Here is a 24,285-nt window from a genome sequence, read left to right on the forward strand (position 1 = left end):
GTTCCGCACACTATCCCGGGGCGGAAGGACGTTAACATGCAGATCAGTTTATCGCCGACACGTGAACGTGCTCCATTCCGTGAAGATACTTCCGCTGGTCGCCGTCGTGCCTGCCTACGCCGCAGCCGTGCTGGTCAATCCGCTGCTCGGCCTGTCGGACGGCCAGCCGCCGGTCATCCAGCTGGAGCTCGGCGCCGCGTTCGCCATCGTGCTGCTGTTCGGCCTGCGTCACCTGCCCGCGATCATGCTGACCGACCTCGCGCTGGCGCTGTACGCAGGCCAGACACCGCTGTCGGCGCTTGGCTCGGCCGGCCTTATCGGCCTGCTGACCGGCGCCGGGACCCAGGTGCTGCGACGTTGTCCGGTGCAGCCCTTCCCGCGCATGCGCGCCGACCACTACATGTGGTTCCTCGCGGTCGCGCTGCTGCTGTCGGTCATCCACGGCGCCCGGCTCGCCTGGCATCCGGGTGCGCCGCTATACGTGTCGGACTGGACGCTGCACGCGGCCGCCAGCTTCGCCGGTACGGTGCTGACGGTGCAGCTGGTGGCCGGCTGGCTGGACAGGCAGGACTGGCGGCGTGCAGCGGCCGATCTGCCGAAGGTGCTGCCCTGGTTCGCGCTGACCCTGCTGACCACGGCGGCAATCTTCCTGCGCGTGCTGGATGGCCCGGAGCCGTTCATGTTCCTGCTGCCGGCCGTGCTGGTGCTGTCGGCCCTCCGCCTCAGGGTGCGCTGGATGAGCCTGCTGCTGGTGTTCATGCAAGGTCTCGCCTTCTGGGGCACGAACCAGGGCATCGGGCCGTTCGGCAACGACACGCCGTTGCGCTCGCTGCTGCTGTTGCAGACCTTCATCATCACGCTGTCGATCGCGTCCTATGCCCTGTCGATCACGCTGAGCGAGCGCGCGAACGCCTCGCGCCGGGCACGCACGCGCGAGGCGCAACTGCTCGACCTGTTCGACGGCTCCATCCAGGGCATCCTGATCCACCGGCGCTTCCAGCCGCTGTTCGCGAACCGGCGCGCGGCTGAGCTGCTGGGATTCCAGTCGGTAGCCGATCTGATGGCGCAAAGTACGCTGGCCGACATGATTGCCGCCGACGATCTGCCGGTGGTCGACAGCGACAGCAACCGGCGCCAGCTGTCGTCCGGCCGCATCCTGCCGATGCAGGCCGGCGTGACGCGCGCCGACGGTGAGCGACGCACGCTGGACGCCTACATCCGGCAGGTCATGTGGCGGGGCGAGCCAGCCATCCAGGCCACCTTCATCGACGTGACCGACGATCTGCGCGCGCGGCGCGAACAACGCGGCCGGCTCGAGCGGCAGGACAGGCAGCTGGCGGCAATCATGCGCCTGAGCACCGACGCCGCGCTGTCGGCCGGTGACGATGATGCACTGGTCACGCTGACTGAAGTCGCTGCCGCCGCGCTGTCGGTCAGCCGCGCCAGCGTGTGGCGACTCGACGACGACACGCGGCAACTGGTCTGCCTCGATCTGTTCGACCTCGACCAGCTGGCCGTCGCGCGCGGCCACACGCAGGGCAAGGTGCTCGATGCCGCGGCGTTCCCCGAATACTTCTCCGCGCTGCGCAGCGGCCGCACCATCACGGCCGGCGACGCCCGTGCACACCCTGCCACCGCACAGCTCGCCGACACCTATCTCGACCGGGAAGGCCTCGCCGCCATGCTCGATGCGCCGGCCTTTCTCGATGGCCGGCTGGCCGGCGTGGTCTGTCTCGAACAGCGTGGCCGGATACGCGAGTGGGCGCATGACGAAGCCCGCTTTGCTGCTGAACTGGCCTCCCAGCTGGGGCGCTTCCTGGTGGCGCGCGAAAGGCGACTCGCCCAGGAGGAACAGGCGCGCCTGTCGGCCATCCTCGATGCGACGCCCGACTACGTGTCCACCGTCGACACCGACCTCAACGTGTCCTACCTCAATCTGGCGGCGCGCCGCCTGCACGGACTGCCTCTGGACGGGTTGCCGGAACGGCTGCAGTCACGCGACTTCTACCCGGCCGACAGCTACCGCCATTACGTTGACGTGCAACTGCCGACCGTGCTGCGCGACGGCATCTGGATCGGCGAAACAACGTTGCGTGCAGGCAACGGCACGCTGGTGCCGATGTCGGTGGTACGGCTGGCGCATCTCGATGGCAATGGCAAGGTGCAATACATTTCCAGCGTGCTGCGCGATATCAGCGACATCAAGCGCAACGAGGTTGCGCTGCGCGTGGCCAACGAAACACTGGAACAGCGCGTCACCGAACGTACCGCCGAACTGGCGCAGGCGAACGAACAGCTGAAGGACCTCGACCGGCTCAAGTCGATGTTCATCGCCTCGATGTCGCATGAGCTTCGCACACCGCTCAATTCCATCATCGGCTTCACCGGTGTCGTGCTGGCCGGCATGGCGGGCGAACTGACGGCGCGTCAGCAGGATCAGCTGCAGCGTGTTTATGGCTCCGCAAAGCACCTGCTCGCGCTGATCACCGACGTGATCGACATATCGAAGATCGAAGCCGGCTTCATCGACGTATTCGAGGAACGCATCGAGGTGACGGCGCTGGTCGATGAAGCCGTGCACACCGTGCAGCCGGCTGCGCGCGAGAAGAAGCTGGAAATCCGGGTGTCGGTGCCGCCCGGCATCCTGGTGCAGGCAGACCGTCGCAGGCTGCTGCAATGCCTTCTGAATTTCATGAGCAACGCGGTAAAGTACACCGTGGCAGGACACATCACCGTGGAGGCTTGTGTGCGCGGAAACTGGCTCGACATCAGCGTTGAAGACACAGGCATTGGCGTGGACGAAGCCGGACTGAGCCGCTTGTTCCAGCCTTTCGAACGGATCGATTCCAAGCTGCGCGTGAAAACCCCCGGCACCGGTCTCGGCCTCTACCTGACGCGCAAGATCGCGACCGAACTGTTGGCCGGTTCGGTCGAGGTCAGCAGCACGCCGGGGCTCGGCAGCCGCTTCACACTGCACGTGCCGCGCGAGGGCTCGGGACGTGCCAGCAACGGGGTCAAGCCATGACGACGGCGCTGGTGGTCGAGGACAATGAAGACAATCTCGAACTGATCACTTTCATCCTGCATGCCGGCGGCTATGCCACGCGCTGCGCGATCACCGGGCTCGACGGCGTGGCCGAGGCGCTGCGCGAACGCCCTGACTTCATCCTGCTCGACATCCTGCTGCCTGACATCGACGGCCTCGAAGTGGCGCGCCGCATCCGGGCCGGCGAGACCGGGGCACCGATTCCGATGATCGCCATCACCTCCTTCGCCATGGCGGGCGACCGAGAGCGTGTGCTGGCGGCCGGCTGCAACGGTTACATCGAAAAGCCGGTCGACCCGCTGCGCGTGATGGCGCAGATCGAAGACGTTTTGTTGCAGGCCCGCTGATGCACATCCTGATTGCCGAAGACGACGAGAACTCCCGCCTGATGCTGAGCACGGCACTGGAAGCGCGTGGCCACGAGGTGCAGGCCGCGCCTGACGGCCGGCAGGCTCTCGAACTGGCGCTGGCCGGCACCCCCGACCTCATCGTGTCGGACATCCTGATGCCGGAGCTTGACGGCTACGGCCTGTGCCGCGCAGTGCGCGCCCATCCGCAGCTGTCGGGCGTTCCATTCGTGTTCTACACCGCCACCTTCACCGACCGGCGCGACGAGGAACTGGCCTACCAGCTGGGTGCCGACCTGTTCCTGGTGAAGCCGTGCGAAATCGACAAGCTCATCCTCGAACTGGAATCGGCCGCGAGCCGCAACGCGATCCGGCCGGTCCCGGCAGACTCGGACGCGATGTATGCCGAACGTCTGCGCGACAAGCTGGACAAGAAAATCTGCGAACTGGAAGCGGAGCGCACGCGGCTGCGCGACTTTGCCGAAGCGGCGGCCGACTGGTTCTGGGAAACCGATATCGATGGCGTCATCGTGCATACCTCGGACGGCGCCTGGCCACTGCGCGGACTGACGCTGGACGGCCTGTTCGCGATGCGCCGGCCCGGTCTGCAGCGGCCGGACGATCCGGCGCAGCTGGCGCGCGAGGTGCGCAGCTTCCGCGACGTCGTGATCGACTGGCGGCAACAGGATGGCAGCGTGCGCATCATGGCGCTGTCCGCCCGCCCCTGGCGCGATGCCGGTGGCCACATCGCCGGCTACCGCGGCAGCGCACGCGACGTCAGCCGCCAGGTGCGCGCCGAAGAGGAGCTGCGCGCGCTCAATCAGGAGCTGGACGAGCGGGTGCGCAGCCGTACCGCCAGCCTGAAGGCCGCGTTCGAGGAACTGGAAAGCTTCAGCTACTCGGTGTCGCACGACCTGCGCGGGCCGCTGCGTGCGATCCACGGCTTCGCCAGTGTGCTCGACACCGAACTGAACAGCCCCGCCGTGACCGGCTTGTCGGACAGCGCGCGCGACTCGCTGCAGCGCATCCTGCGCGCCGCGCTGCGCATGGAACACCTGGTCGACGACCTGCTTGAACTGGCGCGTGTCACGCGCTTGCCGCTGCAGCGCCAGCCGGTCGACCTGAGCGCGCTGGCGCAGGACATCGCCGACGCGCTGCGCAACGCCGAGCCGTCGCGCCAGTGCGACATCCGCATACAGCCCGGTCTGCTGGTCGCCGGTGATGTCGGTCTGCTGCGCATCGTGCTCGACAATCTGCTGCGCAATGCCTGGAAGTTCTCCGCCCCGACCGCGCATGCGCGGATCGAAGTCGGCAGCGAAGGCAAGGGCCAGCAGGCCGTGATCTACGTGCGGGACAACGGCGTCGGCTTCGACATGGCCCATGCCGACAAGCTGTTCCAGCCGTTCAACCGGCTGCACCGCGACGGCGAGTTCGACGGTACCGGCATCGGTCTGGCGCTGGTCCAGCGCATCATCCGTCGCCACAACGGCCGCGTATGGGCGCGTTCCGAACCCGGCGCCGGTGCCACTTTCTGCTTCACGCTGGGCGACACCGAAGCCAGCCTGCCGTCGCTTGCGGCCTGAGCGGACGCGTTCAGTTCAGCTTCAGGCGCTCGTTCATGCGATGGGTCTGGCAGACCGCACGCTCAACTTTGCACGGCAGCCTGCAGCGGATGTACTTAAATGAAACAGCGGAACCGCGCCGCCGCCTTCTGCGCCGCGTCGGGTGACGTGGGAATCAGCACGCCATCGATCGCCACCTGACCCGCCGCGGTCGCCGTCGCTTCCCTCGGGTAGTCATGCAGCGGCGCATCAAGATGAGATCGTTTTTGATTGCGATTAAACTTTTTTTACAAGGTGCCGTTACCCTCGCACGCAAATCATCCGGAGTACCTGTTTCATGCGCACGCACTCTGCTCGTCGTTCGTTGACTTATCTGGCCAGTGCGCTCGCACTGGCCTTCGCAGCGCTGCCGGCCGCCGGCCAGGCGGTGTTCTTCACCATCGACAACAGCAATGCCACGACCGGCTCGATGTCACTGTCGTCGGGATTTCTGGGCAATGCCCAGTTGAACAACCCGTCGGCACTGACCACCGGTGCGAACGCGTTCAACTACGCGACTGTTTATTTTGTGCCAACGCTCACGCGCACCTACACCTTCGGCCAGACCTCGGCACCGGTCGATACCGTCATGATCCTCTACGACGGCGTGTTCGACGCCTCCACGCCAGGAGCCGGCGCCGCGGCGGGCAATGACGACACGTCGCAAGCGAATCACCGCACGGCGGTCGGCGATCCGGCGCAGGTGGTGTCCTGTGGTGGCAGCTCCGGCCTGTGCCCGCAGGTGAGCACCGCGGTGACTGCCGGCAACCGCTACACCCTGCTGGTGTCCACTTTTGCCAACGGCAGTGTTCTGAACCTGCCGCTGGAGTTCTATTCGGACGGCGCAGGCAACTTCTTTGCTGCGCCGCCGCCTGCTGCGGCCGGTGTGCTGGCCGCGACTCGTGCGATGACCAATTCACCCGCCTATGGCGCGGCCCAGGTGATCGACGACACGCCGGCCCTGCAAGCGCTGTTTTCCGGGGTCAGCGGCGATGCCCAGGTATCCGAGGCGGCGACTCAGACCTTGCCGCTGATGGTCGGTGGTACCACGACCGCCATCCAGGGCACGCTCAACGGTGTGAACCGGCTGATCCAGGCGCGCATGTCGGCCAACCGCGGTCTCTCCTCCGGTGAATCCTTCGCCGGTGACCGCAATATCTGGATGAAGCCGTTCGGGGCCTGGGCCGACCAGAACAGTCGCAACGGCGTAGCCGGCTACAAGGCCGACACCTATGGTGTGCTGGCGGGCGTCGACGGCACGCTGTCGCAGGCGCTCCGTATCGGCGCGGCCTTTGCCTACGCCCGTACCGACATCGACGGCGGCACCCGGATCGCGCCGCAAGGGGCGAACATCGACACCTATACGCTGATCGCCTACGGCAGCTACAGTCTCGATGATCGCACCGAGGTCAATCTTCAGGCGGACGTCGGCCTGAACCGCAACGACGGCCGTCGCACGATCGCCCTCACCAACACGACGGCCCGGGCCGATTACGACACGCACACCGCCCATATCGGCGGCGGCATCGGCCGTGTGCTTTCCCTGAGCGAGAAGACCGCGATCACGCCCTCGGTGCGCATGGACTACACATGGATACGTGACCAGAGCTATTCCGAGAGCGGCGCCGGCCTGCTCGACCTGAACGTAAACAGCCGCACCACGGAACTTCTGGTATTCGCGGTGGATAGCAAGCTGTCGCATTCGGTGAATGACCAGTCCACCCTGTTGGCCAATCTGGGCGTGGGCTATGACGTGTTCAACGAACGTGCTGCGCTGACCAGTTCCTTTGCTGGCGCGCCGGGCGCGCTGTTCGTGACGCGCGGCATCGACGCCAGCGCCTGGCTGCTGCGCGGCGGGCTGGGCGTGGCCCACCTGACCCGCAGTGGGCTGGAAGTTACCGGTCGCTATGATGTCGAGCTGCGCGACAGCTTCGTGATCCAGTCAGCCTCGGTCAAGTTGAACTGGTTGTTCTGAGCCTGTGCGGCATGCGCTGCAGCTGACTGGCGGCGCCGCCCTCGCGCTGCTTCTGTGCGTACTGCTGGCGGCCTGTGTGGCACTGCCCGACCCGGCCGCGCGGCGGCTGAATGCTGATTTGCTCGCTGCCGGCCGAGGCTGGCAACCGCTCGATCTGCCCGCCGGCCCTTTCCTGCTGCGCGCCTATGCGCCGTCGGAGCGTGCTGTCGGCACGCTCACGATCTACATCGAAGGTGACGGGCTGGCCTGGGTGACCGCCAGCCTGCCGTCGGATGATCCGACGCCGGGCGACCCGCTTGCGCTGCGCCTGGCGCTGGCCCAGCCGTCCGGTGCTGCAGCCTATCTGGCTCGGCCCTGCCAGTACGTGCATTCCCCCGCTTGTTCGGTGCGCGACTGGACCGACGGCCGCTTCTCGGCCAAGGTGGTGGCCGCCAGCTCGCGTGCGGTCGATCAGCTCAAGGCGCGAGCCGGCGCGCAGCGCATCGTGCTGGTCGGCTATTCCGGTGGTGGCGCGATCGCCGCTCTGGTGGCGGCCGGCCGCGATGACGTCGAGCGCCTGGTCACGGTCGCCGGAAATCTGGACCATGTGGTCTGGACCCGGCTGCACCGGGTCACACCGCTGTCTGCATCGCTGAACGCGGCCGATGTTGCGGCGACCCTGGCGCCTGTGCATCAGTGGCATTGGGTGGGCGATCGCGATGACGTGCTGCCGGAGCGGGTGGTTCGTGCCTTCCTCGAGCGTCCGGGTGGTGGCACCGCCCGCAGGATGCAGGTGATGCCGGAATTCGATCACCGCTGCTGTTGGGTCGAGCACTGGCCCGATCTGTGGCAACAGATGCGGGGCACCCCGCTGGAGCCGCTCCGCTGAAGGCGGCCGCCTCCGGTCAGCGCCTGCCCACCCACAACACGCCGGCGATCACCAGCACGGTTCCTGCCACCTGCAGGCCCGACACCGGTTCGGCAAGCAGCCACCAGGCAAGGAACACCGTGATGACCGGACCGGTGCTGCCGACCAGCGCCGCGGTCTGGGCACCCATGCGGCGGATCGCGGCGGACTGCAGGAATACCGGCAGCACGGTGGCGAACAGCGCCATCGCCAACGCCAGCCACCACACCGGTGCCGGCTGGGCCAGCGCGTCGAGCGGGCGCACGGCGGCGAAGTGCAGGCCGACCGCCACCGTGGACACCAGCGTCGCGAGTGCTGAAAAGCGCGTCGCGCCGAGCTTGCGGATCGGTGCGGCCGCCCCGGTCAGATAGATCGCAAAACTCAGCGCCGAGCCGAACACCAGCACACAGCCCAGCGCGATGGTCGCTGCTTCGCCGCTGACCTCAATGTCGTGCACCACGGCCAGTGCGATGCCGCCATAGCACAGCAGACTGGCGACGATTTCGCGCGGCGTGATGCGCCGCCCCTGCGCCAGCCAGCCGATCAGCAGGGTCAGTGTCGGGTAGGTGAACAGCACCAGGCGTTCCAGCCCGGCGGATATATAGAGCAGGCCGTAGAAATCCAGCATGCTCGCACCGTAGTAGCCGAACAGGCCGAGTACCCCGACGGTCAGCCAGTCCCGGGGCGTCAGCGGCTCACCGCGCGCCGCTTCGCGCCACGCGACGACGATGAACACCGGCGCCGACAGCAGCATGCGCAGCGCAACCAGCGTCACCGGGTCCACGCCATGGGGATACGCCAGCTTGGCCAGGATGGCCTTCAGCGAAAAACCGGCCGACGCGATGACGGCGAGCCAGATGCCCAGCCGGGCGTCCGCGGCGGCAGGCGGTGAGGCTATTTTCGTCGCCCGCCGAGGATGGAGCCGAGTACGCCGCGCATGATTTCGCGGCCGACCGAACTGGCGATGGTGCGCGCGACCGTCTTGGCCGCCATCTGCGCAATGCCATCGCGCTGGCCGCCGCGCGGTCCGGTCGAGCCGAACACCAGATCGTTCAGACCACCGAGCAGGCCGCCTTCGCCTGCGGCGGGCGTGCCGGCGGTGGGTGCCGACGCGGTGGACGACGGCGTCGCCGAGGTGCCGGCGGCCACCGATGCGGTCAGCTTTTCGTAGGCGGATTCGCGGTCCAGCGTCTGTTCGTAGCGGCCGCGCATCGGTGAATGCTGGATGATGGCGGCGCGCTCGGCCTCGGTCAGCGGGCCGAGGCGCGACGCTGGCGGCAGCACGAAGGCGCGCTCGACCACTGAAGGCCGGCCCTTTTCGTCCAGGAAGGACACCAGCGCCTCGCCGGTACCCAGTTCCATGATGGCCTGTTCGGCGTCGAATTCCGGATTGGCGCGCATGGTCTGCGCGGCCGTCCTGACCGCCTTCTGATCGCGCGGCGTGAACGCGCGCAACGCATGCTGCACGCGATTGCCAAGCTGGCCGAGCACGGTGTCCGGCACGTCGAGCGGGTTCTGCGTCACGAAATACACGCCGACGCCCTTGGAGCGGATCAGTCGCACCACTTGCTCGACCTTTTCCAGCAGCGCGGGCGGTGCGTCGTTGAACAGCAGGTGCGCCTCGTCGAAGAAGAACACCAGCTTGGGCTTGTCCATGTCGCCGACTTCCGGCAGCTGTTCGAACAGTTCGGCCAGCAGCCAGAGCAGGAAGGTGGAATACAGCTTGGGCGAGTTGTACAGCTGGTCGGCGGCCAGCACATTGATGGTGCCGCGGCCGTGCTCGTCGTGCGTCATCAGGTCGGCGATGTCGAGCATCGGCTCGCCGAAGAAGCGGTCGGCGCCTTGTTCCTCCAGTGTCAGAAGGCCGCGCTGGATGGCGCCGATCGACGCTGTCGACACATTGCCGTACTGCGTCTTGAACTGCGCCGCGTTGTCGCCGACGTGCTGCACCAGCGCCCGCAGGTCCTTCATGTCGAGCAGCAGCAGGCCGTGATCGTCGGCCACCTTGAACACGATGGTCAGCACGCCGGTCTGGGTGTCGTTCAGGCCGAGCAGGCGGGCCAGCAGCAGCGGGCCCATGTCGCTGATGGTGGCGCGGATCGGATGGCCGGACTGGCCGAACACGTCCCAGAAGCAGACCGGGCTCGGGTAGGGCGTGAAATCGGTGATGCCGAGCAGGTCAAGGCGCTGCTGAAGTTTCGGGCTCACGGTCCCGGCCGCCCCCATGCCGGACAGGTCGCCCTTCACGTCGGCCATGAATACCGGTGTACCTATATAGGAGAAGCGCTCGGCCAGCGATTGCAGCGTCACCGTCTTGCCGGTGCCGGTGGCGCCGGTGATCAGGCCATGGCGATTCGCCATATTGGGCAGCAGGGCGAGCGAGAGGTCGCCCGCGCGGGCAACGTAAAGCGGATCGGCCATGGCTTTCAGTCCTTCGGAAGGGATGTCCGCGATGCTACCAGCGGACGCGGCCCGACTGGCAGGACCGACTTGGCGTGGCGGGCATCGCCCGGCCCAAGGGTTCGTCAAGTCGCCGCCGGGCCGCCCCAAGGCGACTTTCCCCCCTCGGGGGGCGGGGCGGGGGCAGCCCGGCCCAGGGGGCCGTCAACTCCCGGTCGCGAAGCGGAACTGCGATTTGCCGGCGCGCTTGGCTTCGTACATCGCGTCGTCGGCGCGGCGCATCAGCTTGTCGGCTGCATCCGCCGGCGTCGCCGTATAGGCCACACCGACGCTGGCACCGATGGTGGCCGACTGGCCGTCGCCGCAGTCGACCGGGCGCGCCAGCGTGCTGACGATCTTCGATGCGATGAAGCGGGCGGTGTCGGCGCTTTCGAGCGCGCACAGCACGACGACGAATTCGTCGCCACCGATGCGGGCGACCAGATCGGTACGTCGTACCACCGCCTCCAGATGGCGGGCGGCGGCGACCAGCACGCGGTCACCGGCGTCATGCCCCATCGTGTCATTGACCTGCTTGAAGCCGTCGAGATCGACCACCATCAGCGCCAGGCCCGAGTCAGGCTGCAGCGAGGCCAGCGCATCGCCGAGCCGGTGTTCGATGCCGCGGCGGTTCAGCAGTCCGGTCAGCGGATCGCGCTCGGCCATGGCGATGGCGCTGGCTTCGGCCCGCTTCTGTTCGGTCACGTCATTGACGATGCCCTGCATCAGGTTGCCGGGCATCGGGTTGAGCACCAGATGCAGCCAGAGCGAACCCGCCGTGTCGTGCGGCATTTCGAAATCCGCTGCGGCCGGACGCTGGTCGCTCAGCGTGCGCACCATCAATGCATCGAGTCGCGACGTGTCGTCGCCCAGCAGCGTACCGAGTGCATAGCGGCGCTCGGCGTCACCGTGCGCTGGCAGGCCCAGCATGCGGGAAAACCACGGATTCCAGTCGTGCAGCACGCCTTCGCCGTCGAGTGTGAAGATGCCGGTCTGCGCGCTTTCGAACAGCAACCTGAACTTGCGTTCCGATTCCTCGCGCTGCGCGCGCATGTCGCGCTCTGCCGCCAGCAGATCGCCGGTGCGGCCGATCAGGCTGTTGATGTCCTCGGTCAGCCGGCCGATCTCGTCGTTCCGGTGACCGGGCGGCAGCACGATCTGCTCGCCGCTGCCCACCTCGAGCAGGTGCAGGTCGTCGGACAGCTTCTTGACCGGACGCGTCACCACGTTGAGCACCACCCAGGCGACGGCCAGCACGACGACGACCAGCTGCACCAGCAGAATGATGGCGATGTAGCGGGAATAGGCGCCAGCGTCGTGCTTGATGCGTTCGGCGGCCGGCCACAGCTGCAGCTCGCCGACCCGCTCCGCCGGATCGAACGGGGAAGCAAGCGGCAGCGTGAGCACTGGCAACGCGACCGTCCGGGTATCGACCGAGGCTTCGCCGACGACCGCCAGTTCGTTTTCGCCTTCGCGGATGACCACCCGCGACACGGCGCCATTGCGCAGCAGGCCACGCGCGACCTCGTTGGCGAGCTGCTCGTCGCGGGCGAAGGCCGCGACGCTTGCGGTGCGCTCCACCGTTTCCATCAGCTCGACCAGGCTCTGCTTCATGCGCTGGCGCTCTTCGCGCGCCACCATCACCGTGCTGGCGAGCGCGACCAGGATGCCGACCAGTCCGGCAAAGAACAGGATAAGCAGCGTGGTGCGCCAGACGACGCTGGCGCCGAGCCGGCGCGACGGCGCCGTGCCGGCACCGGCATCCGGTGCTCGCGTCAGCGGATCAGTCTTCAAGGCGCAGCACCGTCCTGACGCGCGAATCGACCAGGGCGGCATCGATGTAGCCGATGGCGTTGCGGTCGCGTGCGACGCGTTCGATCACCGCGTCCGCGTCCTCGATCTGCATCGGCGGCTGGGTGCGACCGGAGAAGCGCAGACGCGCCCAATAAGCGTCGATCTCCGGAATGCCGCGCCGCACCAGCGCCTGATAGAAAGCCTGGCGCAGCGGCACGGTGTCGATGACCAGGGCCGGCATACCCGGCTGCAGGTGCTTGATGCGACCAAGAAACAGATGGCTCACCTCTTCACGGCTGATGCTTTCGATACCGCTGTCGGGATTGACGATCACCGCGATGCCATGGGCAGCGGCCGCAGCGCTGTAAAGCGCGAGCCAGAGCGCCAGCAGCAGACGGGCCGGCCTGAGTGTAGCTGGCATCAAAACACGAAATCCAGCGTGATCGAATAGAGCGTCATGCCGACATTGCGCGCCGGCATGCCGCGCGAATCGATGATCAGTATCGACTCGGCGGCGTTGATGCGATCAACCTGGAACTTGAGCGCGTAGTCACGCGCGAAGTCGTAACGTACGCCGGCACCGAACGAGCGCTGGTCCATCGTCAGGCGATCGACCACCCGGTCATAGGCCGACTGCAGCCCGGCGTAGGGCGCGGGCAGCGACAGGTCGCGCGGCTCCTTGGGGTCGAAAGAGATGCTTGAGTAGGTGAGGTAGGGCTTGAAGGCGCCGACACGGTAGGCGAGGATGACATTCATTCCCTGGCCGCGATAGGTCGGAAACTGTGAAAAACGCGACCAGCTGAACATGCCTTGCGCCGAGAAGGGGCCCTGCTCGTAAAGGAAACCCAGGCCGGCAAAAGTCAGGTGATGAGACGTATCGAACTGCGCCCCGCGGGTGCGCGCAAGCGGAAACGGGGCGGACAGCAACGCGGTGGCAAGCGGCTGCAGCACCGTGTCGTTCGATGTGTGGGTATCGCCCCAGGCAGCGCGCAATGTGAGCCCCTCGCTCAGCCAGTCCAGTGTGGCGCCGAGCCGCTGGGCATCGGGCGGACGGTACTGGCTGCCGTACAGCGAAAGGTTACCGCGCGAACGCCCGCCATACAGGCGCAGGCTGAGCAATCCTGCGCCGGCTGGATGCCGTGCCGTCACATCAACACCGTCGAACAGGTCTTGCGTCACCACGCCCAGTACTTCGGGTGCCGGTCGCACGGTGGTGAAGGCGTAGCCGACATGGCGCGAGTCGCCGTCGAGATAGAGGTCGACGCCCAGCCTGCCGACGCGCACATCCAGCGTGTCCGAGGGTGAATAGCGGAGGAAGGTCCAGGACAGTTGCGGCGTCCATTTGCCTTCACTGTCGAGCCGGCTCACGCTCTGGATCTGCGCCGACCAGCGGCTGTCAAAGGTCGCGCTGGCCTGCACGCCGATACGGCTGTCGCCGCGAAACCCGAGCCGTCCGCCGTCGTGGCCGGCGGCCTGTTCGAGATCGCGCCTGTAGGTGAGCCCGTCGCTGCCGTGGTAGCCGGCGCCGAACGTGCCGAAGCCGCCGAAGCGCCAGACGGGTTCCGCCGTGCCGGTGTCGGCGCCGGCGGCGGCGGCGGCCGGCAGAGACAGAAGGATGAACAGCAGGCGAAGGGGTGTCGAAAGTCGAGTTTTCATGCGTTCGGGCAAAAGTCCATAAGGTCCGGGCGTGGCAAGCCTTACCCGCAAAGCGTTAACGGGTACCCTGCGTCCCACTTGAGCGCGCGCGGGCGACGCTCTCGACTAAAATCACGGCTCGCACAACACGGACGGAAGTCATTCATGGCAGGTCATTCGAAATGGGCCAATATCCAGCACCGCAAGGGGCGGCAGGACGCCAAGCGGGGCAAGGTATTCACCAAGCTGATCAAGGAAGTCACGGTAGCGGCCCGCATGGGTGGCGGTGACCTCAACTTCAACCCGCGCCTGCGCATGGCGGTTGACAAGGCCAAGGCGGAGAACATGCCGGGCGAAAACATCGAGCGTGCCATCAAGCGCGGTACCGGTGAGCTCGAAGGCGTGAGCTACGAGGAAATCCGCTACGAGGGCTACGGCATCGGCGGTACGGCGGTCATGGTCGATTGCCTGACCGACAACCGCACGCGCACCGTGGCCGATGTGCGCCATGCTTTTTCGAAGTATGGCGGCAATCTGGGTACCGACGGCTCGGTTGCCTTCATGTTCAAGCACTGCGGCCAGTTCATCTTCGCGCCCGGCACGCCGGAGGACGCACTGATGGAAGCTGCGCTCGAAGCCGGCGCCGAAGACGTCATCAGCAACGACGACGGTTCGATCGAAGTGCTGAGCCCGCCGAACGATTTCGTCGCTGTGAAGGATGCGCTCGAAAAGGCCGGCTTCAAGCCCGAATTCGCCGAAGTGACGATGAAGCCACTGAACGAAAACGTGCTGACCGGCGACGACACGGCACGGATGCAGAAACTTCTCGATGCGCTGGACAGTCTGGACGATGTGCAGGACGTCTACACCACCGCCGTGATGGACGAAGACTGACCGGCCAGGGACACGATACATGCTGATGACCACCACGCAGACGCTCGAAGGCCGACCGATACGCCAGTACTACGGCGTCGTCACCGGTGAGGCGATCGTTGGCGCCAACATCTTCAAGGACATGTTCGCCAGCATCCGCAACGTGGTCGGCGGCCGCGCCGGCGCCTACGAAAGTACGCTGGCCGACGCGCGCGCGGTCGCGATGGCGGAAATGGGCGAGGTCGCCGCAAAGCTCGGCGCCAACGCCATTGTCGGCATCGACATCGACTACGAAGTGCTGGGCGCCGACAACGGCATGCTGATGGTGTGCGTCAGCGGCACCGCGGTCAGCATCTGACCGGGACGGCACGAGATTGACAAACCCGCCCGTTTCGCCAGAATGCGGGCTCAGTGTGGTGCGCCGATTTGTCTCAGCTTGCGGGCGCATAATAAATACGGCTAAAGCGAGGGCGACCCGGTCCTGGCTTTGGCCTACCGGGTTTTTTCATGGCCATTGATTTCCCCCCTTCGTCCGGCAGCGTGGGCGTCGTCGCACCGCAGTCAGCCCGTTTCGACACGCCGCTGACGCTGAAGAGCGGTGCCGTGCTGCCCGGTTTCGAGCTGATGTACGAAACCTACGGCGCGCTCAACGACGCACGCTCGAACGCCGTACTGGTGTGTCCGGCGCTGTCCGGCCACCACCACGCGGCGGGTGTGCATGCCGACGCGCCGGACAACAGCGGCTGGTGGGACAACCTGATCGGCCCTGGCAAGCCGCTCGATACGTCGAAATTCTTCGTCGTCAGCATCAACAACCTCGGTGGCTGTCACGGCTCGACCGGTCCGGTGAGTGCCAATCCCGACACCGGCCGGCCCTGGGGCGCCGATTTCCCGGTCGTGACGGTGGAAGACTGGATGGCCGCGCAGGCGCTGCTGGCGGACCGTCTGGGTGTCGAAAGCTGGGCCGCCATCATCGGCGGCAGCCTGGGCGGCATGCAGGCGATGGCCTGGGCCATTCACCTGCCGGCGCGCGTGCGCCACGCCATCGTGATTGCGTCGGCGCCCAAGCTGACGGCGCAGAACATCGCCTTCAACGAGGTGGCACGACAGGCCATCATCACCGACCCGGATTTCCACGGCGGCCACTTCTACGAACACGACACCCTGCCGCGCCGCGGCTTGCGGCTGGCCCGCATGCTGGGCCACATCACCTATCAGTCCGACGACCTCATGGCGGAGAAATTCGGCCGCCGGCTGCGCGAGGGCGGCCGCAAGTTCAGCTTCGAGGTCGAGTTCGAGGTCGAGTCCTACCTGCGCTACCAGGGCGACAAGTTCGCCGCCAGCTTCGACGCCAACACCTACCTGCTGGCCACGCGCGCGCTCGACTACTTCGATCCGGCGGGTGACGCCGGTGGCGATCTGGCGGCGGCCTTCGCGCCGGCCACGGCCGACTTCCTGCTCGTATCTTTCTCGACCGACTGGCGGTTCGCGCCAGCGCGCTCGCGCGAAATCGTCGATGCGTTGATGCGCAACCGGCGCAACGTGAGCTATGCCGAAATCGAATCGAGCGCCGGCCACGACTCCTTCCTGCTCGACGACCCGCACTATCACGCGGTGCTGCGTGCCTATTTCGACAACATCACGGTGTGAGGACGACATGAGCACACTGGACATCCGCATCGATCACGACGTCATCGCCTCCTGGGTTGCCGAAGGCGCGCGCGTGCTGGACCTGGGCTGTGGCGACGGCGAATTGCTGCGCTATCTGAAGGACAAGCGCGGCGTGAGCGGCTACGGCGTCGAGATCGACGTCGAGCGCGTGATCGCCGGCATGAAGAACGGCATCAACGTGCTGCAGATTGACCTGGAAGAAGGGCTGTATGACTTCGAGGACCAGAGCTTCGACCTGGTCATCATTTCGAATGCGCTGCAGACGCTGCACCGCACCGAAAAGCTGCTGTGCGAAATGCTGCGCGTCGGCCGCGAAGCGGTGGTGAGCTTCCCGAATTTCGCCTACTGGAAGCACCGCGTGGCCATCATGGACGGCCACATGCCGGTGTCTGACCGGCTGCCCTTCCAGTGGTACGACACGCCGAACGTCCGCTTCTTCACCGTCGCCGACTTCGAGGCGCTGTGCGAAAAGCTGGGCATTTCGGTGCGCGAGCGACTGGTGCTCGATGACGCCGGCAAGCCGGTGACCGAAGAACACAACTTCCTCGGCAGCTTCGCGCTGTACCGGCTCGGCTGACGCACGGCGCAGCGCGCCGTCCCTGACCGGTCAGCGCGCCTGCGCCAGAAAGCGGTCCAGCGCCGCGGCGAAGGCGCGGCCGTCGCCGACCGAGAACGCCGACGGCCCGCCGCTCATGACGCCGCTGTCGCGCAGGTCATTCATCAGTGCGCGCATCTGCAGCCGCTCGTGGATGGTGCCGGGCGAGAACCACTCGCCGCGTGGCTCCAGCGCATGCGCACCGCGCGCCAGCACGGCGGCCGCCAGCGGAATGTCAGACGTGATCACCAGATCACCGGCGACCACCGCCGCTTCGATGTGGCGATCAGCGGCGTCAAAACCGTGCGCCACCTGCACGGCGCGGATCAGCGGAGACGCCGGCACGCGCAGCAGCCGGTTGGCGACCAGCGTCAGCCGCAGGCCGGTGCGTATGGCGGCGCGGAACAGGATGTCCTTCACCGGCGCCGGGCAGGCGTCGGCGTCCACCCAGATCGATATTCCGCCGCTCACCGGAACCTAATCCAGCGCCTTGCGCAGCAGTTCGTCGGTCAGGTCGTTCAGCGACATCTGCCGCTCGGTTGCCAGATCGCGCAACCGCGCCGCCAGGGCCGAATCGATCTTCACCGCGAAGGGCACCAGGCCGCGCGCCTGATCGAGCTTGCGCTGCTCCTTGCGGTCCGGTGCAGGCGCCTCGCCCAGCGTGGTGCGCTGTCCGGCGGCATGCTTCATCTGCGCCACTACTTTCAGGCGGTCATTCTTGTACAGATCGGTCTTCTTCAAGTCGGTATCCTGTCGGGTCTTGTTTCACGGCTCCGGCGCACCTTCGACGCGCCGGAACACTCACGGGACAGCATTGTCGGCCATGGCTCTGAAATCCACCATCTACAAGATCAATCTGAACGTGTCCGACATGGACCGCGGCTACTACGCCGAGCATGCGCTGACCGTCGCCCGCCATCCGTCGGAGAACGATGAGCGCCTGATGGTGCGCGTGCTGGCCTTCGCGCTGTACGCGTCCGAGGATCTTCGTTTCGGGCGCGGGCTGAGCGCTGAAGACGAGGCAGATCTGTACGAAGCGGATCTGACCGGCGCCATCCGGCTGTGGCTCGACGTCGGCCTGCCGGATGAAAAGCTGGTGCGTCGCGCCGCCTCGCGCGCCGGGAAGGTGGTCGTCGTGACCTATGGCCGCACCGCGGTGCAATGGTGGGAACAGTCGAAGTCCACGCTGTCGCGGCTGAACAATCTCACCGTGCTGCGCCTGACCACAGCCGACACGCTCGCACTGGCCGGGCTGGCGCAGCGTGCGCTGAACCTGCAGTGCATCGTGAACGAAGGCCAGATCTGGCTCGGCGACGACGGCGCGATGCTGCAGCCGGTCCCGGAACGCGTATTCGGCCCGGACCCGGCAGGACGCTGACGTTTCTCCCGCGGGCTGCGCGGTCCGGCCAGTCTGAGGAGAACAAACGGTTCATCGGCGCTGTGAGCTGTCTGCTTTCGATGGGACCTCGTTCCCGTGGTGCGGCCGACAACAGGTGATCGACCGCAAGTCGCCCGTGTCGCGACACCCGAGGCCGGGACGTTTCAGGATGCGCCGTCCGGAACGGCTCCGGGCTTTTTCCGCGCCGTCGCTGATTTCGTCCGGGCGCGTTGCAGGCGCATCAGGCGGCGCTGGATTTCGTCCGAATCCATCCAAAGGTCGCTGCCCTTCAGGATCTTCCCGATCTCTGCATCGGACAGGAAAGGCTTGCAGATACGGCCCATTGCCTTTTCGAACCACTTTCCGACCGCGATCACTTCGGCCTGCTGTTCGTTGCCGCGCCCCGCGAAGCTGCCGGAGTAGATGTGGAACATGAGCTGGCAGTTGTCATGGATGACCAGTTCGTCGCCACTCAGGAAGATCAGCGCCGCCATCGAATAGGCACGCGCTTCAAGCACGGTGATCACGTGTGCTTCGGAGGCGAGGATGTTGTTGATGATCTGCAGCCCCGTATCGAATTCTCCACCGGGCGAGTTCAGATGCAGATAGATCAGGTCGGTCTCACTTGCCGTGCGCAGTGTGTAGAACAGTTCGGTGTAGTGCTGCGGCTCTCCGATGTCGCCGCACAGATAGTAGGAGATCTGGTGGATCGGCATCTGCCGCTCGTAGCGGATCAGGCCGTTGAACGGCACGGTTGCCTCTTCGGGATTGTCCGGTTCCGTCCCGTCCGGGATGGTTCTGTTCGGCATCGCGGGCTCCTTTACGGTTTCTTGCGGATTATGTGCCCATCGCCGGCTGTTCCGCCGATGCCCCGCAATGCGGACATTCCGAACAGGCGTTCCGGAATCGGTTCGCCAGCGCACAGAGCATCCGGCCCGATCGGTACACAGTCCGAGCGTCACGATTGGCTGACCTGCGCGGTATGGCTGAAATGCAAGCATCTTCCCGCTGGCGGTCCGGAGTCGTGGTGCTTGCCGCCGCGCTTGCCGGTCTGGGTATCGTGCCGGCCGCCGGTTGCGGCGGGCGCGGCGACGCGACCCTCCCGGCCGCGCCGCCGCGGGTGTCCGCAGAAGTCGTCGAGGACCCGCTGGTGACCAGCGTCCGGTCGACCCTGCGCAAGGACGCGGAAGTGACGAGACAGGTCAGGATTGCGCTGCTGCAGGACGCCGGTGTCAGCCGCTTCGACATCGACGTCATCACGCTGACCGGCCGTACCAGCCTGATCGGCGTTGTTGATCACCGGCATCAGGCCGATCGTGCACTCGAACTTGCCAGCGCGGTCGACGGCGTGCGGGCGGTGCGCGACGAGCTGAGCCTCAAGCCGGATTGATGCGGCCGGGCGAAACGCAGATCAGGCACGCCGCCAGCGCGGCCCATCATTCAACGGTCAGGCATTCATCGACCCACTCGGTCATGAAGCGCGGTGCCGCCGCCCTTGTCGCCGCACGGTGGGCGTTGAGCAGCGCCGCGCGGTCGCGGCTGCTGCGCGGGTTTGCCGCACCGCGACGCCCGCATCACCAGACGCCGGGAGACTTCGGCCTGACGGCCTGTCCGTTGCGCATCCCGGCCACTGGCGGCAAAACCCTGTTCGCCTGGTGGGTGCCGACGGCCACCCGCGCCGCCCTGCCATCGGCTGCGGTGCTGGTGATCCACGGCTGGGGCGTCAATGCCGCCATGATGCTGCCCGCCATGCTGCCGCTGCACGCGGCCGGCATGGCCGTGCTGCTGATCGACGCACGCTGCCACGGCGCCAGCGACGAAGAGGATTTCATGTCGATGCCGCGCTTTGCAGAAGACATTGCCAGCGGGCTCGACTGGCTGCATCAGCGACCCGAGGTCGACGCCACGCGGCTGGCGGTGCTGGGCCATTCGGTCGGTGCCGCCGCCGCGCTGCTGTGCGCCGCCCGGCGGCGCGATGTCGCAGCCGTCGTCAGCCTGTCCGCATTCGCCCACCCGGCTGCGCTGCTGCGCCGCATGCTGACCGGCCGGCGCGTGCCGTGGATGCCGCTCGGCTGGGCGCTCACGCGCTACGTGCAGCACGTCATCGGCGCCCGTCTCGACGACATCGCACCGGCCACGACCCTGCCGGCCCTGAGCTGTCCGGTACTGCTGGTGCATGGCGTGCACGACGAGGTCGTGCCCTATGCCGATGCGCTGAGGCTGCAGGCGGCCAGCGGTGGCCGGGCGGAGCTGCTGCCGGTGGCCGCCGGTCATGACCTCAGCGATGCGGTAGGCTCTTGCGCCGGCCGCATCGTGGGTTTCCTCACCCGTACCCTTCATGTCTGATTCATCAAGCCGTCCCTGGCGCCGACCGCGCGTCGTCGCCCTCACCCTGTTGCTCCTGCTGCTCACCGGCATCGCAATCGGCGAGTTGCGCGGCTGGCCTTTCCTTGCGTCGCCACTGCAGAACCTGCTGTCCGGACAGCTGGAGCGGCGCGTGCGGTTCATCGACGACGCGCCGGGCACATTCGCCGTGCGTTTCATCGGCGGCGTGCGCCTGCACAGCGCGCGGCTCGACATCGCGAGCACGTCCTGGAGCACCGCGCCGCACCTGCTGGACGGCCGTGATGTCGCTCTGCGGCTGCGTTACATCGATCTGTGGCGTGCCTGGCGCGGGCAGCCGCTGCGCATCGAAAGCCTGCAGGCGGGTTCGCTCGACGCCCACCTCGAACGACTGGCTGACGGGCGCGCGTCCTGGCAGTTCGCCGCCGACAGCTCACCCGATGAAGCGACCGAATGGCCGCGCTTCGGCGAGTTCCGGATCAATGACGGTCTGTTGCGCTACAGCGACCTGCGGCACGACGTCACGCTCGAAGCGCGAATTTCAGTCGCTGGCGAGCAGGCGGACAGCGTCCTGAAGGTCGATCTGACCGGTGCCTACCGCGACCAGCCGGTACAGGTCACGCTGCGCGCCAGCGGTACCCGACCGGAGAGCGCGTCCGAAGCGCAGACCACGGCAGTCGCCTTGACAGTCAGCGGTTCGATCGGCCGCGCCACACTGGACTTCACCGGCAGTGCCCGCGGCGTACAGGATTTCGCCGGGCTGACCGGCCGATTCAAGCTTGCCGGGCCGTCGCTGGCGGCGATCGGCGACCCGATCGGCGTCACGTTGCCGGGTACGCCGCCGTTTCGTGCCACCGGCACACTGACCAGGTCCGGCGGCGAGTGGCGGGTCGCCATCGATGACGCCACGGTGGGGTCGAGCCGGCTGAAGGGCGACTTCCTGTATCGCGCGGGCGCCGACCGGCCGTTGCTGAGCGGCCGGCTGGGCGGTGCGCGCCTGCTGCTGGCCGATCTCGGCCCGGCGCTCGGCGGTGCCAGGCCTGCCCCGCGCGAAGGCAAGGTGCTGCCCGGTGGCGCCTTCGATCTGGCCGCGCTGCGCGCCATGGATGCCGACATCGCCATCGACATCGCCGAAGTCGATCTGGGCACACCGCTGCTGGGCGCCCTGCAGCCACTGCGCGCGCAGCTCGGGCTGGCTGCCGGCGTTCTGTCGATCAGCGAACTCGAGGCACGCACCGCCGAGGGCTGGCTCAAGGGTGATATCGGACTCGATGGCCGGGGCGACCTCGCGCTGTGGTCGGCGGATCTGCGCTGGGGCGATGTCCGGCTCGAAAAGTGGCTGCGCCAGGCGCGCACCGACGCACCGCCATATGTTGCCGGCCGTCTCGGCGGGCGCGCCACGGTGACCGGTCAGGGGCGGTCGACGGCGGACATCCTCGCCAGCCTGAAAGGCCGGGTGCGGGCGCAATTGCGCGACGGCCGCATGTCGCATCTGGTGGTGGAAGCGGCCGGGCTGGATCTGGCCGAAGCGCTTGGCCTGCTGGTCAGCGGCGACAGCACGCTGCCGCTGGACTGCGCGGTGGCGGACATTCAGGCCGAAGCAGGCGTGCTGCGCCCGCAGGTCATGGTGCTCGACACCGAAGATTCGACCGTATCGGTCAGCGGTTCACTGTCGCTTGCGGCCGAGACGCTGGACCTGACCGCCATCGCCTTGCCGAAGGATTTCAGTCCGCTGACCCTGCGTTCGCCGCTGCGGGTGCAGGGCAGTCTGGCCGACCCGCAAGTGTCGCTGGAGAAGGCACCGATCGGCATGAAGGTGGCGGGTGCTGCGTTGCTGGCGCTGCTCAATCCGCTGGCGGCGCTGCTGCCGCTGGTCGATACCGGCAGCAGCGATGAAGCGGAGCGCCTCGCCGCCGGCTGCGCGGCGCTGGCCCGGCGAGGTGCAACGAAGCGCGCGCCGGAAAAGTGAAAAACATCCTTAGGCCATCCATATGGATGGTGTTAGGATGGTTTGCATGAATACAGACCGTTCACTTCCCGCCGTCAAGGTGAAGCCTGCCGAGTCCGAGAAGATCACCATCAATCTCGGTTTTGTCGATCTCGGCCAGATCGATCTGCTGGTCGCCGAGGGGTTCTACGGCAACCGCAGCGACTTCATCCGTACCGCCATCCGCAATCACCTCGCCAGCCACGCCGACGCAGTGAAGCATGTCGTGACGCGCCGCATGTTCGTGCTGGGCCTGCAGCACTTCAGTGCTGCCGACCTGCAGGCCGTGTGCGACGGCGGCGAAACGCTGCAGATACGCGTACTGGGCCTGGTCACGCTGGCCGACGACGTCACCCCTGAACTGGCGCGCGCCGCCATCGCGTCGATCGATGTGCTGGGTGCGCTGCACGCGAGCCCCGCGGTGAAGGCCGCACTGGCCGATCGCGCGCCCTGAGCCCCGACGACACCCGCTTCCATGAATGAGGTTCCCATGAACACCCAGTTCCAGCTTCTGATGCGCGACGCCACCCGGCTCACGCAAGCCGGGCGGCTGAACGAAGCCACCGAAGCCATCCAGCGCGCGCTCGAAGGGATGGCCGCGGCGGCCGGCATGCCTTCGCAGACCTTCGAGGGCGAAGCTTTCGAAGTGAAGGAGATGCCGTCCGGCCTGATAGGCACCGATCAGCCGACGCTGCGGCCGGATGCGTCGGCTCCGCAGGCCGGCCGTTTCACCGACGAACGCTTCATGCATGGCGGTGTGACGCGCCAGTACAAGCTGTACCAGCCGGCCGGACGCACCGGCGAGGCGCTGCCGCTGGTGGTGATGCTGCACGGCTGCACGCAGAACCCGGACGACTTCGCAGCGGGCACCGGCATGAACGCACTGGCCGACGAACTCGGTTTCGTCGTGCTCTACCCGGCGCAATCGCAGGCCGCCAATCCGCAGGGCTGCTGGAATTGGTTCGAGCACGGCCACCAGAAGCGAGGCAGCGGCGAGCCCGCGGCCCTGGCCGCGCTGACGCTGTCGGTGATGCAGGCGCATGGCATCGACGCCCGGCGCGTGTACGTTGCCGGGTTGTCGGCAGGCGGGGCGATGGCCGACATCGTTGCCAACGCGTACCCGGACATTTTTGCGGCAGCGGGCGTGCATTCGGGTTTGCCGTGCGGCGCGGCCGGCAGTGTTGCCGAGGCGTTCGCGGCGATGTCGGGTGGTTCGCCGGATGCCTCGCCGCTGAAGGGTGTGATGAAGAAGCGGCGCGGCGCAGCGCAGCCGGAAGTGCGCGCGGTGCCGACCATTGTTTTTCACGGCGATCGCGACCACACGGTACATCCGCGCAATGGCGAACAGGTGATTGCCGCCGCGCTCGGCCGCGTTGCAGGTCAGCCGGAAAGGCGCCGCACGCACACGCAGCAGGGCGTATCGGAAAAGGGGCGCCACTACACGCGCATCGTGCATGACGATCACGACGGGGCGGCGCTCGCCGAGCACTGGGTGGTGCACGGCGCGGGTCACGCGTGGTCAGGGGGAAAGGCGGCCGGGTCCTATACGGATGCCGGCGGCCCGGACGCCACGCGCGAAATGCTGCGCTTCTTTCTTGCGCAGGTTCGCACGCCGGACGCCTGAATGTTTCAGGCGTCCGGGCGGGTCAGCGGAAGCCGAAGAAGGACAGGACGGCGAGAACGATGACGACGGCGCCGACGATATAGACAATGCT

General features: G+C 66.9%; 23 protein-coding genes. 15 read left to right on the plus strand and 8 right to left on the minus strand.

Annotation, left to right across the window (positions count from 1 at the left end; genetic code table 11):
* The first annotated feature begins 79 nt into the window (after positions 1–79).
* The 5 genes from Q8Q80_RS02935 to Q8Q80_RS02955 all read left to right on the plus strand — a co-directional run bounded on the left by Q8Q80_RS02935 (position 80) and on the right by Q8Q80_RS02955 (position 7,837).
* A complete protein-coding gene (locus tag Q8Q80_RS02935) occupies positions 80–3,025 on the plus strand; it encodes an ATP-binding protein (protein WP_305631494.1) in 2,946 nt (981 codons plus the stop codon).
* Positions 3,022–3,393: a response regulator gene (locus Q8Q80_RS02940; RefSeq protein ID WP_305631495.1), complete on the plus strand. Its 372-nt coding sequence runs from the start codon at positions 3,022–3,024 to the stop codon at positions 3,391–3,393. The genes Q8Q80_RS02935 and Q8Q80_RS02940 overlap by 4 nt, the downstream gene beginning before the upstream one ends.
* Positions 3,393–4,976 (plus strand): ATP-binding protein, encoded by a 1,584-nt coding sequence (locus Q8Q80_RS02945; protein WP_305631496.1) that lies wholly within the window; start codon positions 3,393–3,395, stop codon positions 4,974–4,976. Before Q8Q80_RS02940 ends, Q8Q80_RS02945 begins: the two co-directional genes overlap by 1 nt.
* Before the next feature lie 316 nt (positions 4,977–5,292).
* Complete coding sequence (locus Q8Q80_RS02950; protein WP_305631497.1) at positions 5,293–6,969, plus strand: autotransporter outer membrane beta-barrel domain-containing protein; 1,677 nt, start codon at positions 5,293–5,295, stop codon at positions 6,967–6,969.
* A 4-nt stretch (positions 6,970–6,973) separates the two neighbouring features.
* Positions 6,974–7,837, plus strand: a complete 864-nt coding sequence (locus Q8Q80_RS02955) for an alpha/beta fold hydrolase (RefSeq protein WP_305631498.1) — start codon at positions 6,974–6,976, stop codon at positions 7,835–7,837.
* 16 nt (positions 7,838–7,853) lie between these two features.
* On the opposite strand, the gene Q8Q80_RS02960 is transcribed toward Q8Q80_RS02955, so the two are convergent.
* From Q8Q80_RS02960 to Q8Q80_RS02980, 5 genes are all read right to left on the minus strand, one after another.
* Positions 7,854–8,753 carry a DMT family transporter gene (locus Q8Q80_RS02960; protein WP_305631634.1) on the minus strand — a complete coding sequence of 300 codons (900 nt, stop codon included), beginning with the start codon at positions 8,751–8,753 and terminating at the stop codon, positions 7,854–7,856.
* Positions 8,750–10,276 carry a helicase HerA-like C-terminal domain-containing protein gene (locus Q8Q80_RS02965; protein ID WP_305631499.1) on the minus strand — a complete coding sequence of 509 codons (1,527 nt, stop codon included), beginning with the start codon at positions 10,274–10,276 and terminating at the stop codon, positions 8,750–8,752. The genes Q8Q80_RS02960 and Q8Q80_RS02965 overlap by 4 nt, the downstream gene beginning before the upstream one ends.
* A 183-nt stretch (positions 10,277–10,459) precedes the next feature.
* Positions 10,460–12,088 carry a sensor domain-containing diguanylate cyclase gene (locus Q8Q80_RS02970; protein WP_305631500.1) on the minus strand — a complete coding sequence of 543 codons (1,629 nt, stop codon included), beginning with the start codon at positions 12,086–12,088 and terminating at the stop codon, positions 10,460–10,462.
* A complete protein-coding gene (locus Q8Q80_RS02975; protein ID WP_305631501.1) occupies positions 12,078–12,509 on the minus strand; it encodes a hypothetical protein in 432 nt (143 codons plus the stop codon). Before Q8Q80_RS02975 ends, Q8Q80_RS02970 begins: the two co-directional genes overlap by 11 nt.
* Positions 12,509–13,744 carry a signal protein gene (locus Q8Q80_RS02980; RefSeq protein ID WP_305631502.1) on the minus strand — a complete coding sequence of 412 codons (1,236 nt, stop codon included), beginning with the start codon at positions 13,742–13,744 and terminating at the stop codon, positions 12,509–12,511. The genes Q8Q80_RS02975 and Q8Q80_RS02980 overlap by 1 nt, the downstream gene beginning before the upstream one ends.
* Positions 13,745–13,888: 144 nt before the next feature.
* On the opposite strand from Q8Q80_RS02980, the gene Q8Q80_RS02985 reads away from it, so the two are divergent.
* From Q8Q80_RS02985 to metW, 4 genes are all read left to right on the plus strand, one after another.
* Positions 13,889–14,617 carry a YebC/PmpR family DNA-binding transcriptional regulator gene (locus Q8Q80_RS02985; RefSeq protein ID WP_305631503.1) on the plus strand — a complete coding sequence of 243 codons (729 nt, stop codon included), beginning with the start codon at positions 13,889–13,891 and terminating at the stop codon, positions 14,615–14,617.
* 19 nt (positions 14,618–14,636) lie between these two features.
* Positions 14,637–14,954, plus strand: a complete 318-nt coding sequence (locus Q8Q80_RS02990) for a heavy metal-binding domain-containing protein (protein WP_305631504.1) — start codon at positions 14,637–14,639, stop codon at positions 14,952–14,954.
* Positions 14,955–15,103: 149 nt separating this feature from the next.
* Entirely contained in the window at positions 15,104–16,246 is a 1,143-nt protein-coding gene (locus Q8Q80_RS02995) for a homoserine O-acetyltransferase (protein ID WP_305631505.1), read from the plus strand.
* Between the two features lie 7 nt (positions 16,247–16,253).
* Positions 16,254–16,844 (plus strand): methionine biosynthesis protein MetW, encoded by a 591-nt coding sequence (gene metW / locus Q8Q80_RS03000; protein WP_305631506.1) that lies wholly within the window; start codon positions 16,254–16,256, stop codon positions 16,842–16,844.
* A gap of 30 nt (positions 16,845–16,874) precedes the next feature.
* Here metW and Q8Q80_RS03005 read toward each other — a convergent pair whose 3' ends face one another.
* Both Q8Q80_RS03005 and Q8Q80_RS03010 read right to left on the minus strand, forming a co-directional pair.
* Positions 16,875–17,321, minus strand: coding sequence for a YaiI/YqxD family protein (locus tag Q8Q80_RS03005; RefSeq protein ID WP_371132686.1), 447 nt, complete (start codon positions 17,319–17,321; stop codon positions 16,875–16,877).
* A gap of 18 nt (positions 17,322–17,339) precedes the next feature.
* Positions 17,340–17,603, minus strand: a complete 264-nt coding sequence (locus Q8Q80_RS03010) for a hypothetical protein (RefSeq protein WP_069038786.1) — start codon at positions 17,601–17,603, stop codon at positions 17,340–17,342.
* 82 nt (positions 17,604–17,685) lie between these two features.
* Here Q8Q80_RS03010 and Q8Q80_RS03015 point away from each other — a divergent pair, with 82 nt between their 5' ends.
* The gene (locus tag Q8Q80_RS03015; RefSeq protein ID WP_305631508.1) at positions 17,686–18,240 is read left to right on the plus strand and encodes a YaeQ family protein; all 555 of its coding nucleotides are present in this window, start codon (positions 17,686–17,688) and stop codon (positions 18,238–18,240) included.
* 164 nt (positions 18,241–18,404) lie between these two features.
* Here Q8Q80_RS03015 and Q8Q80_RS03020 read toward each other — a convergent pair whose 3' ends face one another.
* Positions 18,405–19,202, minus strand: a complete 798-nt coding sequence (locus Q8Q80_RS03020) for an ATP-dependent Clp protease proteolytic subunit (RefSeq protein WP_305631509.1) — start codon at positions 19,200–19,202, stop codon at positions 18,405–18,407.
* 29 nt (positions 19,203–19,231) lie between these two features.
* Between Q8Q80_RS03020 and Q8Q80_RS03025 the strand changes: the two genes are divergently transcribed.
* From Q8Q80_RS03025 to Q8Q80_RS03045, 5 genes are all read left to right on the plus strand, one after another.
* A complete protein-coding gene (locus Q8Q80_RS03025) occupies positions 19,232–19,630 on the plus strand; it encodes a BON domain-containing protein (RefSeq protein WP_305631510.1) in 399 nt (132 codons plus the stop codon).
* An 83-nt stretch (positions 19,631–19,713) separates the two neighbouring features.
* A complete protein-coding gene (locus Q8Q80_RS03030; protein WP_305631511.1) occupies positions 19,714–20,586 on the plus strand; it encodes an alpha/beta hydrolase in 873 nt (290 codons plus the stop codon).
* Positions 20,579–22,552, plus strand: coding sequence for an AsmA family protein (locus tag Q8Q80_RS03035; protein WP_305631512.1), 1,974 nt, complete (start codon positions 20,579–20,581; stop codon positions 22,550–22,552). The genes Q8Q80_RS03030 and Q8Q80_RS03035 overlap by 8 nt, the downstream gene beginning before the upstream one ends.
* Positions 22,553–22,598: 46 nt before the next feature.
* Complete coding sequence (locus Q8Q80_RS03040; protein WP_305631513.1) at positions 22,599–23,024, plus strand: CopG family transcriptional regulator; 426 nt, start codon at positions 22,599–22,601, stop codon at positions 23,022–23,024.
* 36 nt (positions 23,025–23,060) lie between these two features.
* A complete protein-coding gene (locus Q8Q80_RS03045; protein ID WP_305631514.1) occupies positions 23,061–24,194 on the plus strand; it encodes a PHB depolymerase family esterase in 1,134 nt (377 codons plus the stop codon).
* Positions 24,195–24,285: the final 91 nt, after the last annotated feature.

Source organism: Methyloversatilis sp., assembly GCF_030698125.1.
In the GTDB taxonomy this organism is placed as follows: Bacteria; Pseudomonadota; Gammaproteobacteria; order Burkholderiales; family Rhodocyclaceae; genus Methyloversatilis.